The 16030-nt window shown below is 41.3% G+C and carries 16 protein-coding genes; 1 reads left to right on the forward strand and 15 read right to left on the reverse strand.

Going from position 1 to position 16030, the window contains the following annotated elements:
- The 10 genes from GXO74_00710 to GXO74_00755 form a co-directional block, all read right to left on the reverse strand.
- Window positions 1-515, reverse strand: a 515-nt coding sequence (locus GXO74_00710; GenBank protein NOZ60179.1) for an RnfABCDGE type electron transport complex subunit A, incomplete at its 3' end; no start/stop codon positions are given.
- A gap of 221 nt (window positions 516-736) precedes the next feature.
- Window positions 737-1357 (reverse strand): electron transport complex subunit E, encoded by a 621-nt coding sequence (locus tag GXO74_00715; GenBank protein ID NOZ60180.1) that lies wholly within the window; start codon window positions 1355-1357, stop codon window positions 737-739.
- Between the two features lie 249 nt (window positions 1358-1606).
- Window positions 1607-1780: a YHS domain-containing protein gene (locus GXO74_00720; GenBank protein ID NOZ60181.1), complete on the reverse strand. Its 174-nt coding sequence runs from the start codon at window positions 1778-1780 to the stop codon at window positions 1607-1609.
- Between the two features lie 5 nt (window positions 1781-1785).
- Window positions 1786-2370: an FMN-binding protein gene (locus GXO74_00725; GenBank protein NOZ60182.1), complete on the reverse strand. Its 585-nt coding sequence runs from the start codon at window positions 2368-2370 to the stop codon at window positions 1786-1788.
- A complete protein-coding gene (locus tag GXO74_00730; protein ID NOZ60183.1) occupies window positions 2367-3347 on the reverse strand; it encodes an RnfABCDGE type electron transport complex subunit D in 981 nt (326 codons plus the stop codon). The genes GXO74_00725 and GXO74_00730 overlap by 4 nt, the downstream gene beginning before the upstream one ends.
- Before the next feature lie 197 nt (window positions 3348-3544).
- Window positions 3545-6058: a hypothetical protein gene (locus GXO74_00735; GenBank protein NOZ60184.1), complete on the reverse strand. Its 2514-nt coding sequence runs from the start codon at window positions 6056-6058 to the stop codon at window positions 3545-3547.
- 356 nt (window positions 6059-6414) lie between these two features.
- Complete coding sequence (locus GXO74_00740; GenBank protein ID NOZ60185.1) at window positions 6415-7020, reverse strand: class I SAM-dependent methyltransferase; 606 nt, start codon at window positions 7018-7020, stop codon at window positions 6415-6417.
- An 11-nt stretch (window positions 7021-7031) separates the two neighbouring features.
- Window positions 7032-7742 (reverse strand): potassium channel family protein, encoded by a 711-nt coding sequence (locus GXO74_00745; GenBank protein ID NOZ60186.1) that lies wholly within the window; start codon window positions 7740-7742, stop codon window positions 7032-7034.
- Window positions 7743-7772: 30 nt separating this feature from the next.
- On the reverse strand, window positions 7773-8276 hold the full coding sequence (locus GXO74_00750) for a hypothetical protein (GenBank protein ID NOZ60187.1): 504 nt from the start codon (window positions 8274-8276) through the stop codon (window positions 7773-7775).
- Between the two features lie 39 nt (window positions 8277-8315).
- On the reverse strand, window positions 8316-8582 hold the full coding sequence (locus GXO74_00755; protein NOZ60188.1) for a hypothetical protein: 267 nt from the start codon (window positions 8580-8582) through the stop codon (window positions 8316-8318).
- Between the two features lie 65 nt (window positions 8583-8647).
- Between GXO74_00755 and GXO74_00760 the strand changes: the two genes are divergently transcribed.
- Entirely contained in the window at window positions 8648-8839 is a 192-nt protein-coding gene (locus tag GXO74_00760) for a hypothetical protein (GenBank protein ID NOZ60189.1), read from the forward strand.
- 237 nt (window positions 8840-9076) lie between these two features.
- Here the strand turns inward: GXO74_00760 and GXO74_00765 are convergent, their stop codons facing one another.
- The 5 genes from GXO74_00765 to GXO74_00785 form a co-directional block, all read right to left on the reverse strand.
- Window positions 9077-9790 carry a hypothetical protein gene (locus GXO74_00765; GenBank protein ID NOZ60190.1) on the reverse strand — a complete coding sequence of 238 codons (714 nt, stop codon included), beginning with the start codon at window positions 9788-9790 and terminating at the stop codon, window positions 9077-9079.
- Between the two features lie 123 nt (window positions 9791-9913).
- Window positions 9914-10330 carry a hypothetical protein gene (locus tag GXO74_00770; protein NOZ60191.1) on the reverse strand — a complete coding sequence of 139 codons (417 nt, stop codon included), beginning with the start codon at window positions 10328-10330 and terminating at the stop codon, window positions 9914-9916.
- Window positions 10331-10332: 2 nt separating this feature from the next.
- Window positions 10333-10794 (reverse strand): hypothetical protein, encoded by a 462-nt coding sequence (locus GXO74_00775; protein NOZ60192.1) that lies wholly within the window; start codon window positions 10792-10794, stop codon window positions 10333-10335.
- A 139-nt stretch (window positions 10795-10933) separates the two neighbouring features.
- Window positions 10934-12766, reverse strand: a complete 1833-nt coding sequence (locus tag GXO74_00780; protein NOZ60193.1) for a T9SS type A sorting domain-containing protein — start codon at window positions 12764-12766, stop codon at window positions 10934-10936.
- 125 nt (window positions 12767-12891) lie between these two features.
- Complete coding sequence (locus GXO74_00785; protein NOZ60194.1) at window positions 12892-15930, reverse strand: PAS domain S-box protein; 3039 nt, start codon at window positions 15928-15930, stop codon at window positions 12892-12894.
- Window positions 15931-16030: the final 100 nt, after the last annotated feature.

Here is a 16030-nt window from a genome sequence, read left to right on the forward strand (position 1 = left end):
GTAATCGCTGCTCCCTGTAGTGGTTTAGGGACGTCGGCGAATTCCAACCGCTCTCGGATACCTGCCATGATCAGCAGCGCCAGCGTAAAACCGACGCCAGCACCAAAGCCGAAAACGACCGCTTGAATGAAATTGTATTCCCTGAGCACCATGAATAGCGCCAATCCCAGGATAGCGCAATTGGTGGTAATCAGCGGCAGAAAAATACCCAGTGACCGATATAGTACGGGTACGTGCTTGCGCAACACCATTTCCACGATCTGCACCAGTGAAGCGATCACAATGATGAAGGAAACGTATTCCAGAAACGGAACCTTGAACGGAACCAGAATAAAAGCATTGATCATCCAGGTCACGGCTGCCGTCAGGGTCATCACAAAGGTGGTTGCCAGCCCCAACCCGATAGCTGAATCCATGCGACCCGAGACGCCGATAAAGGGACAGATGCCCAGAAAATAGGTCAGCACGAAATTGTTGGTGACGGCGGCAGCGATGAAAATGAGTAATACGTCCATTTTTTAGCCTGCTATTTGTTGTTACTTATTTACTGATTCCATCGCTCCGAGCAATGGAATCAGAGCTAAAATTCCCAATAACAAATAAATCTTAAATTCAAAACTTCAATGACCCAAACTTGTTTGGAATTTCGATATTTGGTTTTTGAAATTTATTTGTTTTTTATCATTTGAATTTTGGAATTTATTCATTAGCTCTTTTCTAAAATCCAAATCAAACTCTAATGATGATGGGTACTTTTGGCTACTGTGCCCGAAAAAGTATTCATCAACCCAATCAAAATTCCCAATGTGATGAATGCGCCTGCGGGTAAAATCATAATAATCCAGGGGCGGAACCAATCTCCTAAAATTTGTACATTAAAAATCGATCCTGAACCGAGCAGTTCTCGAATGCTGCCTAACAGAATTAGCGCCCAGGTAAAACCCAATCCCATGCCAAAGGTATCGGCTAAAGAACGAATGACTGGGTTTTTAGATGCAAATTGTTCCTGCCTGCCCAGAATCAGGCAGTTAACCACTATCAGCGGCACGTAGGGGCCCAGGGCTTTGCTGATCGCTGGAAATTTTGCCGCTAAAAACAAATCCGCCACAGTGACAAAGGTGGCAATAATCACCGTAAATGTGGCGATTCGTACCTGGTTGGGAATAAGCCGCCGAAAACTGGAAATGACAATTCCCGAAGCGACCACGACAAAAGTTGTTGCCAGTCCCATGGACAGCCCGTTAATTGCTGAATTGGTAACTGCCAGCGTAGGACACATACCCAAAATCTGGCGAAAGACAGGGTTCTCCCGCCAGAGACCTTTGACAAAATCAACATAGAGTTGCCAGGATCTCATGAATTCCCTTTTCAATTTTTTCTGTTTAATGTTGCTTTTATCATGAAATCGAATATTTCGATAATTTAAATGGAGTACTGATTTTGTTGATTTATCACCCTTGCGAAAACACAGGGATCGCGCAAACCGTGGAGCGAATATTTGTTGATTTTTCACTCCACGTTCTGCACTCCATGATTACACCAATGTTCATCCTACTTATCTCCAATTAATCGTGAATGATCATCATTGGTCTAAAAGCAAAAACGACTAATGGTGGTAATGTTGGCCATGCTTTTCTTCTCCGATGTACTTTTCAGGCTCTTTGTCGAATGACATTTTACAATGTGAGCTGCAAAAGTAATAAGACTTGTTTTTATATTCAGCAGTAGCAGTGGCTTCTTTTTCATCCATCATCATGCCGCACACAGGATCTTTAACCATTTTTCTCACCTCCTTTCGGGCAAGTATGAAATTTTATCTTTAGCTGCTAATATTTTCCTAATCCGTTCAATGTCTTTGTTCAGCGTTCTCACCACAGCTCGGGACGAAATCGTGGCGCCAGTAATTGCCCGAATGGCATTAGGCTTGTTAGGTTTTCGGTTCTGGACATACTCGATCTGTGGCAAAACACTTAATCCGACAAACTGCGCCTTAAAATCAGGCTCATCGATCTTTGCGCCCAATCCGGGCGTTTCAATATTTTCCAGCACTTCCAATCCCTTGAGCGTTGTCAATTCCCGATTGATTCCTACCATCATGCGGATTTTTCCCTGGTAACCGCTGCCCTCGGCAATAAAAGCATAATCCGTTGGATTGCCGTCAGCATCAAGACCCTGGTAAATTCCCTCCTTTTCATTGATCACCTGGTAGGAACTGGCATCAGGCAAAACCGTAATTATGGCTGCCTGCAATTCTCGCTGGCGATTTGCTTCAATCAATGGCTGCGCATAGTTAAACATACTCACCAGCGAAACAGCCGAAAATAACCCCACGATGGTCAACACAGCAATCATTTGCGTTACTTTTTTCATTTTGGGTGGCTCCCAAAAATTTTTGGTTTTGTATATTGATCAATGAGCGGGGTGAGTCCGTTCATCAATAAAATGGAGTACATGACCCCCTCGGTGAGCCCGCCAAAGTTTCTGATGAGCACCAACAGCACACCTGCGCCAGCACCGAATACGAGCCGTCCCGTTGGAGTAACAGGAGTGGTTACCATATCGGTCGCCATGAAAAAAGCGCCAAGTACTAACCCGCCTGACAATAGTTGAAACAGCGGATCCGCACATTTTTCTGGCAGAATGAGCCAGAAAAAGCCGCCGACTACGACTACCGTTCCCAGGTAGGCAACGGGAATGCGCCAACCGATAATTCGTTTGTAAAATAAAAATGCCGCGCCGATGAGCAATGCCAGCGCCGATGTTTCGCCCAAAGAACCCGAGATGTTTCCCACAAAAAGCTTGAGATAGGGTGTGTACTGGTGTTGAAATTTCATCACTGCCAGCGGGGTTGCCGTGGTGACCGCATCCAGCGCTTGAGCCGCTAAAGTGCTGGGCGCCGACCAGGTGGTGATGAGCACGGGGAATGACGCCTGCAGAAACGCCCTGCCAATGAGTGCCGGGTTGAAGATATTGTACCCCAACCCGCCAAATATTTGTTTTCCCAGTCCGATCGCTACGACGGCGCCAATGGCTGCTGCCCAGGGCGGAAAAGCTGGCGGCAGTGTCAAAGCCAGCAATAGTCCTGTAATCACTGCGCTGCCGTCTTTCAATGAGACGGGCTTTTTTCTGCCGATATTAAAAAGAAACTCGGTTAACAGCGAGAATGAAACGCAAACCACAATTAATATCAACGCCTTAAAACCGAATAAATATATCGCAGCAGCACTGGCAGGCAATAATGCCCAGATCACATTCCGCATGATCTGAGGAATACCTGTGTCCGCCACAATATGTGGCGACGAAGCAAGAATGAACGAACGGTTATCTGAAGTTGTATTTTGCGTCATTTTGTTTGAGTCGAGTATTTTTGTCTATATGTTTAATTTAGCGAATATTCAGACAATTATAGATACAGAATTGAATTTCCAAATATCAAATCCCAAAATACAAATAAATTTCAATATTCTACCTTTGCGGCGGATGCTTTTTCATCTACAGTCTTCCCGCATACAGGATCTTTTACCCTGTCTTTCACTTCCTCCGGTTATATTTTTTTGGGCAGAAACAAAGCTCCAATCACAAAATAAGCAATGCCCCCAATAATTAACACCCAGTTGTATCCAACGGCGATTGCTATCATAATCGATAATACCGCTCCAACAACTGCAGTTGCTCCATTTAAGCCCCACATCCAGGGGATAATGTCCTGCAGCTTATTTTCTTTTAACAAGCGGATGCCTGTGGGAAACGGAAATCCCATAAAAAATCCAGGCACCAATATCAACAGCATAGTTACGAGCAGTCTGGCGGCCAGGTTCAAATTCAGCATTTTTTCTGTTAATATCGGTAACAAAAGGAGATAGGCGATGATCAATCCGACAATAACAAACGCACTGATCATAATTAATTTCCCGCCCGAAACATTTTTAAACAAACCTGAAAATAAACTTCCCAGTGCCGTTCCCAATAGCAACGAAAACAGCAGCACTGATAATGTCATGGCGGGCTGCCCCAGGTAAATGGTGAATCGCTGGAACAGTGCCAGCTCAATCATCATAAAGCCGATACCCAGCAGTAGAAACAACAGGGCAAAACGAATCCCGTTTTTCTGTTTATCAAAAAGATCCTTTTTTATCCCCTGAAAAGGTACAAAAAAAATGATTCCCAGGATTCCAAGCGAAAGCCAGAATAAAAATCCTAATGGTGGCGGTAGTCCCAGCTCAGTTTTGTAGAAGAAAGGACGATCATCGGTCGGCGGACGCAAGTCGATAGGAGCGCTATTTAACACCTGCTCGAATTCGATTCTGCCCTCTGCCATGGCAACCAGCACATTGTTCATCATGGCGATTTCCTGCAGACCTCGAATATTATCCGATGGGCGCAGGATAACCTGCTGGATGTGGGGAAGAAACATGGTCTCGTTGCTAAACCTAAACGCATGAATGGCCGGGTGAATAACGTTGCTTTCCTCTTTGGTAAATTCTCGTTTTTTTAGAACAAATACGGGCATCATCTGGGGACCTGCCGTCATAATGTGTTTCATGGTTTGCTGGGTATTCAAGCCACGTTCTTGCAATGCTTTAATACTGGTAAATACGAGCTTATAAATTTCTGGCATGTGATGCGCTACTACCACCAGTTGCCCCTCGGGCGTAAGATGGTCGTAATAATCCAGAATCGAACCTGTGGTAAACAGTGTGTTTTCATTCAGGGCGAAACTGTTCAAGCTGCTTCCCGTTTTTGAAATTGGCAGGCTGAGAAAAATAATGTCATATTTTTCCCGAGATCGCTTTAAAAAATACCTGCCTTCTTCAGTGATAACATTAACGCCCGGGTAATTGCTATACAGCCCGCCATTAAAGTTAGCATAATCTTTCACGATAGCCACTGCATTCCGATTAACTTCCACAGCCGTGATTTGTTTGATGCCTGCCTTGAGCAATAATAAAACATCACGTCCCCCGCCAGCGCCGATAGCGACTGCATTATCCTTTTGATCCTGCCTTAAAAATAATAACGGGAAATATCCTGAATAATAATTTAAATATAACAACGCCTGGTTCGTGGTATCGCTAATATCACCATTGAATCGATACATCGGCGTCCCTGCCGCGCCATCAATAAAAATACTCATCGACATGGGATCGTCTTTATCCTGAAGCAGATCCGTTCTGCCAAAAGAGCTCCAGCGGCTGTCGATAATCTTCATGTCTGTCCCAGGTGTTTGCATTACGCGATAGAGATCTTTATTTAAATTCCTGGAAACGGGAACACGAATTGATATTTGAGCGGTCAGATTTAATAGCAGAATAACTGCGGGCACTGCTAAAATACCTGTAAAAATTAATTTGAGAGTGGTGCGAGAAGAACCGGAAAATGTAATAATGAGCGCCGCAATCACCCCCAGCCCTGACGCTAATAGTGCCGTATTCACACCGCCGATGTGATTGATAAAAAATAGGAACGCCAGCGAGCCCAGTGCCGCGCCGATGAGATCGGCAAAGTAGATCTTGCTTGCGACATGCGACCAATCCCGAAATATTTTAGCAAAAAAAGCACCCGCAAAGATAAACGGCAACAGGGCAATAAAAAAGTAAACCAGAATATTGCCCACAACAGGAAGTTGAATAATGGCAACGACAGACGCCGCTGCCAACAGGGCATATCCTGTGGCAATACCTGCTGGGAGCCAGGTTTCTCTTTTCTCGCTGCTGAATTTTCGCTGCCAGTAATGGATAACCAAACCACCGACCCCAAGCCCGAACAACGCCAGCGAAATCACCATAAAGACATAATGATAGGCTAAAATCACTGAAAAAATTCGGGTCAGGGATATCTCAAGAATCAGCACACTGAATGACAGAAAGAAAACGGTCAGGGAAATAAATAGTGACTTTTGTTTCATTGGTATTGCCCCCAGATAAATTTCACCTTTATTAAATCCAGGTTTAACATTAATTTTAAAATCGTTTTTTGTTTTCACCCTGTTCTTTTTGCGGGTGCTGATGTTCCTCACCATGCTCCTCATGATTGTGTCCACCACAGCAGCCCCTACCATGCCCACCGCCACGACGCAGCAAATAAAAAAGCAAACCGAAAACAATAATTATAATAAACGCGTCTGACATTGTTCTCACCTCCCTGAAATTTACGATAAATTACTATACCCCAGGCGTGAAATTATCCACAACAAAACTTATGCCAGAAATTACGATGTTGTTAACCACCAAAATAACAAGAAGTTATTACTTTTAGCCATTATTCATATTTTCAAGGTAAATGTCTGTTTGTAGAATATTCTACAACAATATTCTACAATAACAAAAAGCAGCCCCGGGCAAAATCTTGAGCTGCTTTTATGGTTTTAATCGTGATTTTTAGTAACTATTCAGATACTATCTCAGTTATAGTTTTTTATTTTGTATTGAATCTTTTAAAAATAGTCCCAAACAAATTTTTTTCATACAGGATTTGTAGCCCTGCTTTACGAATATTAGCCGCGGTTTTTCTATTAATATGAACTCCGCTCTGTTTCACGGTAAAATTATTCAACCGATTGAAAAGCCACGCCAGTAACCGATTTTCCGGTAGCACATGCTCCAGCAATATTACCTGTCCGCCTGGTTTTAGCACCCGTTTGATTTCTTTGAACCCGGCAACAGGATCTGGCACAGAACAAAACACAAAAGTAGCGACAACGGCTTCAAACGTAGCATCAGGGAAAGCCAGCCGTTCAGCATCCATCTGGGCAAGAGCAATCCCTTTTGATTGAGCAATGGGTATGGCTTTTGCCATCATCCCCTCGCTCAAATCTATACCGACTACAGTAGCGTTTTCTGGATAATATTTTAAATTTTTCCCTGTTCCCACGCCGATCTCCAGAATCCTTTGTCCGTCGAGATTTTCAAGCAATCGCCTGCGCCAGCGTCTGAACAGGACCAGCTCCATGGGGATTTCGGTTAAATTATAGAATCTGGCATGGCGATTGTATTTTTGCCGGGTTAATTCGGTTTGTTGCATTTATGATTTCCTTATTTTGTTTCAGCAGCCTGAATCATCATTCGAGCTCCCACATCATGACAGGCGATGACCTCATCGGCTCCAGCTTTGCGCATCTTTGGTTCATTGGTCAGGTCTTCAACTTTACAGACAACCTTAAGCTGCGGATTTAGAATTTTAGCTGTCAGTGCCACAAAGACGTTTGATGAATCATCAAAAGTTGCAAAAAGGCTGTTAGCTGTTTTTATGTTAGCGCGTTCCAGCACACTTTCTTCTCGAGCGTCGCCTTCGATTACAGGAATATTCAACTCAACCATTGCCTCCACGCGGGAATTGTTATTCTCAATAACAATGTATGATTTTTTACTCTGCTGTAAATTTCTCACCACTGCTTTTCCCACCATGCCAAAACCGCACACAATTGCATGGTTAGATTTTTCAATTATTTTTTCGGGCAAATTCAATTCCTCCCTGATTCTTTTGCGAACGATCGTTCCAAAAACAGTTTGAATGGCGGACAATGCTGCACCCACTCCTAATAAAATAACCGCAATAGCTAATATTTTCCCGGCTATCGTCTGTGGGGTTATATCGCCATAACCCACCGTGGTTACTGTTACCAGCGTGAAGAAAAAAGAATCCAACAACGAAGTAACATGATCTTCCAAAATCCAGAACCCAAATGTTCCTCCCACAATTACCAGCACCAGGATCAGTATCGTATACTTTAATCTCTCCCACATATTTTACGCTTTTGACCAATTTTAGTTAATTTATATCTTCCACCAATAAATCAAATTCAACCCAATCATAATAAATGCAAATATTATTGGATTTATTAGCTTTTTTCGATAAATGTCAAAATAGCTATTTCTCAATTTTATAATGACAGAAAGTTCAGACACGAATTCCCACAGCGCATGTGAAGCAATTACAATAATCACAATATTTAACCAATCAAATGATCTGTATATCCTCCACTGAATTACAAAGAGCAAAAGCAAATAAATCATAAAAATTGGCATCGTTTGTAGATGGCCGAATTCGTGATCATAAGACAACGTAAGTTTATCTGATTTTGCCAGGCGCGATCTTAAGAACCAATTCACGATTGGCGGATGCGGAATAATAATAATAACGCCGGCTCGATGCAAAATCCCGTTGTTCACTTTTACTTTTCCACTTAAACCAAACCAGGTCTTTACATCTTCTGGCCTGCTTGTTTTATCCCGCAACAATCTATTTGATAATGCATCTGTATTTTTATCTATTCTCATTTCCGCGATCCTTCAATAGCCCAGATCTTTTTTCTTCCGCTATTTTTTATTAATGACCCATCTCTTGAAAAAGAAATTATGAATGGGCACAAAAACCAATCCTGCATAAACGCCCCATAAAAAGCTTTCAACCAAGCCCAGGACAAATCCGCCAAACGTCAGCCATTTAAAAGCTGGAAGAACGTTTTCCAGAAACTGGTGCATGTGAATGCTTTGGGGAGTTATCAGACCATAAATGACGCAGAGAATGAAACTAAACGCTGTAAAAATGCCCAGCGACCAAGTGGTTACTTTTATGTTTAACATAACAATAACTCCTTTATTTGCAGATTGCTACAATTCGTTGAATCAACAACGGAGAACCTCAATGGGTGAATACCTGGTGGATTCATCAATCCGTTGGCAATTCGTTTGATTATGATAAAAAATTTAATGATGGTGTTTATGATCATCCGAGTCATGTTTTGAATGCTGCTGATGATCAGTATCTTTATCGTGATGAGAGCCATGATCATGTCCACCATGAGAACCATGCCCATGACCGAAAAGATGCATCACAATAAATAAGATAAAAATTATTACCCAGAACCAATTTTCTGATAGCCATTCCATTGTTTTACCCTCTTTCATTTGAGTATTTACCAATGGTTATTATTCAATTTACATGCCAAAGTCTTGAATTGTCATAACATCTTAAATATCAATTGGTTCTGCCAAACATTCGATTTCTGTAAATATTTGTGTTTGTAGAATATTCTACAAATCTTATCGTGGTTGTACGATATTGTCAAAGTTATTGGCTAACTTGAATGTCCCGATTTCGGTTTCAATTTGTACCAGTTAAGGTGTTCGTAATAGCTCGACCACAACATGCCGAACGTAAATGCGAATAATAGTTCTTCGATCGGAATGCCTAAAAACACAATCCCTGAAATCGCGGACAACGTCCAGACGCGTTCCACATAGCCTGGATTCAATATATCCAGCAAAAAGAAGTAAACAAAATAGAACAGCAAAAAAATAAGCCCGCCGATCCAGATTTTCAGCTTCAGATCGGGACGGCACCAGAGCGCAGCCAGCCCTGCTAAAAACATGGATAGACTACCGCTGTAGATTGCATTCCAGCCAGTAGCAAAATAAAAAATAAGAAAGAAGACCACAGGCGAAATCAAGGCAAACAAATGAAAGCGATGATGTCGATCATGCCGTTCAGTCCAGTCCATTTTTTCATGTTGGACTTTAAAGATAATATCATACAACACAATGCCCAGTCCGCCAATACCGAAACAAAAGATCAGGCTTTCCAGGTCAAACCCCGTGGTGTGCGCCAGGTTGAACAACGACGGCGGATTCCAGTATTCGGGCACAAAAAGCGGTTCGGTCAAGCCAAACGGCATGGTTAGCAAACTCGCCCAGAGCATTCTCCGCCTGACTTTTTTATAAGAGACAAAAATAATGGACCAGATAACAATCAGTCCCAACGACCAGATAAACCAAATATAGTCTTCAAGCATGGTTGTCCTTTCTGTTTTATAAATTATATTTTAATTAATAAGTTAGCCAATCAAAGCGGAGTCCAATTCTGTGAATTTGAAATTAGAATAAGACTTGCGTAACAGAGTAAAAATCAACACTTGTTAGCCAACAATAGTCCAATCTATTGAATTTCCTTTTACAGAAGTATCTATTTGTTTATCAACGTCAAAGTTAAAAACATTTTCAGGCGCTGTCAGTCGGACGAACATCACTTCCTCGATTCTGCTGATGGGAACTATGGCATCTCCCAGGCCGTTTGTGCCTCTCTGGCTGGACCAATAAACGACACATTTTTCATTATCTTCATTGATGTACCAGCCCAAAAAAATGACCGAGTGTCCGCCGCCTTTTTTCCAGGAAATATTGAGAAAATCTCCCGGGCGCGCATTAATGGGATCGATTTTCTTTCCCATAGCGGAATATTGAACTAAGGCAAAATGGTTCCCGTAGCCGTCTGCGTTCCATTTTCCCCAGAATTTCACATGATCTTCCCGTCTGCCACCGTCAAGTTCCTGCATTCTCAGAGATTCAGAGCTTCATATCTTTCTCCTGACAAAACGTGAGGTCTGTTTTTGAACATCAAATTCAAACTTTCAATGAATGCCGCGTAAGTCGAGCCACTGCAATAGCTCGTTGGTCTTGGCGCTTCCAATAACGGTTTATCGAAAAGTTGAAGGTTATAGCCGATGGGAGACTCGGGCGGATCAGCATGAATGCCGATAAAATAACCGCCACCATCAGGGGCGGTCGATTGCACGATGTCTATGGCGCGTAAAACGTAAACATTGTAGCCGGAAACATATTTGCCAAACACCTCCGCATGTTTGGTATGATAAGTGCCGTTTGAAACATCTTCTTTGTTAAGAAATAGCCAATTCCCGTCATCTTTCGTGACCGTAAAATTTGGATCGTTGGTTTGCTGGCTTTTGTGACAAAAAATGAGTAAGAGAGATAAAAGGATCAGAGGGATGAGTTTTCTCATTGGTTTCTCCTTGATTAATAGGGGACAGGGCTATTTTTTGAAAATTATAGGTGACTTTTTTTAACTTGTGTTCGGGACAATTAAATTAAATGGCTGCCGAAAAAGTGAAAGAATCATTTGAATTAAGTTTTTCAGCAAGCTACTTTATCAAAAAGAGCTTTCGGGTTGCTTTAAATTGACCGGCTTCCAATTTGCAGAAATAGATCCCTGAATTCACCAGTCCGGCGTTCCACACCACTGAATAGCTGCCTGAAGTTTTGAACTCGTCAACAAGAATAGCAATCAACTGACCGGATACATTGTACACGGAAAGAGTAATGTGCTCCGGTTTGCTGATTGAAAATTTTATCGCTGTTGACGAGTTGAATGGATTCGGGTAATTTGGTAATAACTGGAAGCGGTTTACTTTGATGTCCGAAATTTTTTCCATAATTCCTGTCGTTTGGTCAAAGTAAAGGGCTCCCATGTCGGCAACGGATCCATCCGGATCGTGAGCAGATGCCGGATCACCGGTGTCGATGCAGGGAGATTTTGTCCCGTCCGGGGTAGGAAAATTTTGCCATGTCAGATGAAAATCACCATTTGCCGCGTCTGAAAATTTCGGGTCTGAATCCAGACAGCCTGCACCGAACCATGATGCTCCTGTTCCGCCGTCAATATCCGAATATTTTGCCACAACTGTTTGTGCTCCGGAAAATGACAGCGCGGGCGATGTGCTTTGGTACAAAATATTATTGTAGAAATTAACATTTGCTGATGGATTGTCGAAATAAAAATAGGTATCGCCGCCGTCGGCCGCAGCGTTTGAAAAAAATGTATTGTTGAAGATATTCAATTCCCCGCTTGTCGTTGAGAAACACAACCCGCCGCCTGATTCAGATGCCTGATTGTTGTAGAAAATGTTGCGGCTGATGCTGACGTTACCGTTTTCAATAAAAACATTCGCGCCACCGCCATTCTGAACCGCATGGTTTTCAGAAAATTGATTGTTTTGCATTATCAATGTCCCGCCGCCATGCTCAATCCACAAACCTCCGCCTTGCCAAACAGCGCTATTGCCCACGTGGACATTGTCGGTAAAATTGATGCGCCCTGATGTGATTTGAATATATGTGCCGCCGCCGCTGCCAGCTTCTGCCGCTGAATTTTCTGTGACGATGTTTCCGAAATATTCCACGTCAGCGCTGTCATTGGGGCATCTGATCCAACAGCCGCCGCCGAATTCATTCGCTGTGTTGGATGAAAATCGATTGTTTCTTACAATGACTGTTGATTTGTATCCCATCGGGTAGAGCATGGCGCCGGCAGCGTCCCGCTGTGCTGTATTTTCCTCAAAAATGCAATCAGTCACACTTATCGTGGGCCCCTCGCCTTCTGTTTGCACAAATAGCGCGCCTGCGGTTCCATAGGGATAGCCGGATGTGTTTGGCGATGTATTTTTTCTGAAAATGCAATTTGAGACCCGGATATTTCCGGCGATTGAATAGAGATTTGCTCCGCCGCAGACGTAATTAGCCGCATTGTCTGTCAACGTGCAATTGGTGATGCTGATGTCCCCATTTTCGGTCTCGGCATATACCGCACCGCCGTAATCAGCGTGTCCGTTTTGAAAAATTAATCCGTCGAGCGCGATGTGACCGGCAGCGGAAACAGTGATCAGTTCCATAATCTGTGTCGAATTGCCGCCGTCCAAAATCGGTGAACTTTCACCTGTGATCAAAATTGAAAATTCTTCCTCTGACCAAAATCTGATTGTGGAGCTCACGCTATAGGTTCCTGATGACAAATTGATCGTATCATTTTCACTGTTTACAGCCGCAGTATTCAGTGCCGCTTGCAATTCAGAAATGCTTCCTGCTGAGAATGTTGCTGCTGAAATATCTGAACTAAAAATGACGATAGAAAACAGGCAAGTTGCCCAAAGAAATCGAATCTGTTGAAATATTTGGAAAGAATTTTCACTTGCGTTCATTGCAAATCCTTTCTTTATATTGTTTTACATTTTTTACAATATAAAATTTTCCTTGCAGCAAGTCAAGGGAAAAATCGCTTTCCCGTTTTCTGGAAATATTGTCGATTCCGGCAGTAGCAATTTGATTATTTCACAAAATATTTTTCAATTATCTCTTTTAACGTGTGTTCTTCTATCGGCTTGGAAATGAAATCGTCGCAGCCGGCTAAAAGTGCCTGTTCTCTCTTCTCTTCTGTCGAGTAGGCTGTCTGCGCAACGATGGGTAATTCGGGTCGAAATTCTTTGATAAGTTTTGTTGCTTCAAAGCCAGACATTCTCGGCATTTTTAAATCCATAAATACGAAATCAATTTTAGGATTTTTTTTGCACATTTCAACGGCTTCCTTACCGTTCCTTGCGTGCAAAGTTACTAAATTAGGTCCATGTTCTTTGAGGAAAATTGCAAGAAATAAATAATTTATTGCTTCGTCTTCCGCGATCAGAACCGTGTATTTTTCTTTTTTTATATCTTTTTTATGTTTGTTATCTTTTGAATCTCTTTTTTTTGCCTTTAAATATACAGGTTCATAAGGAATTGTGACAAAAAAGGTAGAGCCTTTTCCCTTTTGCGACTCAACGGTAATGTTGCCGCCAAGTAATTTTACATTTTCTTTTGCAATTGATAAGCCTAAACCAAGTCCGCCTACCTTTTTTGACAGTTCCTTTTCTTCCTGAGAAAAGCGAACGAAAATAGTGTTTTGACTTTCAGGTTTTATCCCTATCCCGGTGTCTTTTACATAAATTTCCAGTTCGGCAGGCTCATTGTCCGTTTTTAGCAGATAGCCAAATTCAATAAATCCTTCACTTGTAAATTTAAAACTATTTTCGAGTAAACTGTTTAAAATTCTCACTAATTTTGTTTTATCTGTTAATATTGTACTCTCCTTATCTGGAAGTCCTTTTTTCAAATACAGTGGGATTTTATTCGTTTTTGCTTCTATGTCAAAAATTGAGTATAGTTCTGATAGCAACTTGTTCAGACAAATTTGTTTCTTTGTTACTTTTACTTGTTTTGTTCCAAGCTGAGATATTTCCATAATGTCGTCAATTATTCGTAACAGTTGATTGCCGCTGTTTCGAATTATATTTAGGTACTCGGTTCGTTCTTTGTGCGTCAAGTCCGGCTCTATTAAGAAATTTGAAAAACCTAAAATGCCGTTCAACGGTGTTCGCACTTCATGCGAAATATTTTGTAAGAATTCGGTTTTTAATTTTTCGCTTTCTTCGGCTTTTTCTTTGGCATTTTGCAATTCCTCAATAAGCGTGACTCTCTCGGATATTTTCCACGCATTGTCCATTAGCAAAGTCAATTGGCGAATATCCGAATCGTCATAATCTGTGGGCTTATTGGCAACAGCTACGATGGCAACAATATTGTTCTCTGAAAATACGGGAGCAGCAAGATATTTAGTAATTTCAACGTGTCCTTCCGGGGTCCCGTGTTTCATGGGGTTGTCGGCCTGATAGTCATTTATAAGTATTGGCTTTCGTTGTCTTATCGGTTCAGCCCATAAGCCTGTATCAGCCAGGTCGAAAATATTATTAGACCCTTCAATTTTGCATTCTTTCATGACATCTTTCGACCATGAATTAAGAATGAGCTGCTGTGTAGCGTTGTCGTAGTAGAAAATAAATCCTATTTTGGAGTTTGTCAGACGAATCGCCTCATGCAGAGCAAAATCCAATAGTTCTTTAACTGATTTTGTCTGGAAACGTGAAATTTCAAGCAAGCTTTCTAATCGTTCATTGTTCAGCTTTATTTCTTTCGTTTGATTTTTAAGCTGCTTTTCTATTTTTTTCCTATCGGTAATATCGATTGACCTACCCTGAAAACCAATAAATTCACCCTTGTCATTTAATAGTAATTGCCCGGTAATCTCAACATCGATAACTGTTCCGTCTTTTTTTGTTTGTTGTACTTCAAATTTAACCTGCCGTATTTTGCCTTTTTGATATTCTGCAATTAATTTTTCGGCATTTTCCCGTAATAATTTCATTCCCTCGGGTGCTGTATAATCAGCAGGATTCATACCCATAAATTCCTCGAGAGTATATCCCATAAAATTATAAGCAGCTTCATTAACATATATAAGATTAAATTGCTTGTCGGTTGCCCATATTGTTTCAAGTGAGTTGTTAAACAGATAGCTGTATTTTATTTCTTTCTCTCGCAACTCCTCTTCTATTTTTTTACGTTTGGTAATGTCCCTGACAGCAGTAACTCTTAATGTTTTATTATCTTCGGTTTTGTAATTTCTGGCTTCGACTTCAACAGGGAACGTGGAACCGTCTTTCCTGACCGCGATAAATTCGTATGGCTCTGCATAATCTTTACTAATATTTTCATTGACAAGTGCATGATATTTTTCGTGAACTAATTTCATTACATTTATTCCAATTAATTCCTCGCGAGTATAGCCACTCATCTTTGCCAATGAAAGATTAACATCAATAACAATACCTTTATCGTGTATAACAATACCTTCAAATGTAACATCGGCAAGCTGTTTGTATTTGGCTTCGCTTTCTTCAGCCTTTCTTTCCGCAAGAAGAAAATTTTCCATTGATTTTACGAAAAAATCACGGTATCTGCCTATCGCATAAATAATAATAAGAGAATTGACAATTATTAAGGACCACCGAAAAAGCAAGTCATAAAGCACACTCGATTTCAGAATGAGAGAAAAACTTGGAATTGCCGGTTTAATGATGAATAAGTAACCAAAAACAATTATGTATAATGCTACGTATGATAAAAAGAGAAAACCTGCCCTTCTTCCCAAAAACATGGCTGTAATAAATACAATTACCATCACCGTCGCTTCCCAATATGCCTGCGCTCCAAATGAAGGAATGGAAGGAATTAATAATGTTGATAGAATAATTATGAACGCTATTACCCGAGATGTGAATTTGGTTTTTTTTCTTAACAGAAATAGCAGCCAAATTATTGCCACAATGAATATGTGAAATATATACACCCATTTAAAACCCGTGTAATTAATTCTCAATAATGAAGTGATTAGCAAAGGTGTAATATAAATTGCTAACACAAGATTAATATAGTTGAATATTCTCTCTTCAATTTTGAGGAGGTCCGCTGTGAAATTTAATTCTTCTTCCATAGCATATTTCCTTTTCGCATAATTTATCGGTAGCATAACAAAAAGCTGACATTTTTGCTTCGACATTTAAAAGGCAAGGGGGCGGATCCCGCTATTCGCA

The sequence above is a fragment of the Calditrichota bacterium genome (assembly GCA_013152715.1).
Classification (GTDB): Bacteria; Zhuqueibacterota; Zhuqueibacteria; order Thermofontimicrobiales; family Thermofontimicrobiaceae; genus 4484-87.

Coding starts and splice junctions, on each gene's coding strand:
- GXO74_00750 (NOZ60187.1), bottom strand. CDS start 8,276: ATGAGAATAGATAAAAATACAGATGCATTATCAAATAGATTGTTGCGG.
- GXO74_00785 (NOZ60194.1), bottom strand. CDS start 15,930: ATGGAAGAAGAATTAAATTTCACAGCGGACCTCCTCAAAATTGAAGAG.
- GXO74_00775 (NOZ60192.1), bottom strand. CDS start 10,794: ATGAGAAAACTCATCCCTCTGATCCTTTTATCTCTCTTACTCATTTTT.
- GXO74_00745 (NOZ60186.1), bottom strand. CDS start 7,742: ATGTGGGAGAGATTAAAGTATACGATACTGATCCTGGTGCTGGTAATT.
- GXO74_00770 (NOZ60191.1), bottom strand. CDS start 10,330: ATGCAGGAACTTGACGGTGGCAGACGGGAAGATCATGTGAAATTCTGG.
- GXO74_00725 (NOZ60182.1), bottom strand. CDS start 2,370: ATGAAAAAAGTAACGCAAATGATTGCTGTGTTGACCATCGTGGGGTTA.
- GXO74_00765 (NOZ60190.1), bottom strand. CDS start 9,790: ATGCTTGAAGACTATATTTGGTTTATCTGGTCGTTGGGACTGATTGTT.
- GXO74_00740 (NOZ60185.1), bottom strand. CDS start 7,020: ATGCAACAAACCGAATTAACCCGGCAAAAATACAATCGCCATGCCAGA.
- GXO74_00720 (NOZ60181.1), bottom strand. CDS start 1,780: ATGGTTAAAGATCCTGTGTGCGGCATGATGATGGATGAAAAAGAAGCC.
- GXO74_00735 (NOZ60184.1), bottom strand. CDS start 6,058: ATGGTAGGGGCTGCTGTGGTGGACACAATCATGAGGAGCATGGTGAGG.
- GXO74_00730 (NOZ60183.1), bottom strand. CDS start 3,347: ATGACGCAAAATACAACTTCAGATAACCGTTCGTTCATTCTTGCTTCG.
- GXO74_00755 (NOZ60188.1), bottom strand. CDS start 8,582: ATGTTAAACATAAAAGTAACCACTTGGTCGCTGGGCATTTTTACAGCG.
- GXO74_00715 (NOZ60180.1), bottom strand. CDS start 1,357: ATGAGATCCTGGCAACTCTATGTTGATTTTGTCAAAGGTCTCTGGCGG.
- GXO74_00780 (NOZ60193.1), bottom strand. CDS start 12,766: ATGAACGCAAGTGAAAATTCTTTCCAAATATTTCAACAGATTCGATTT.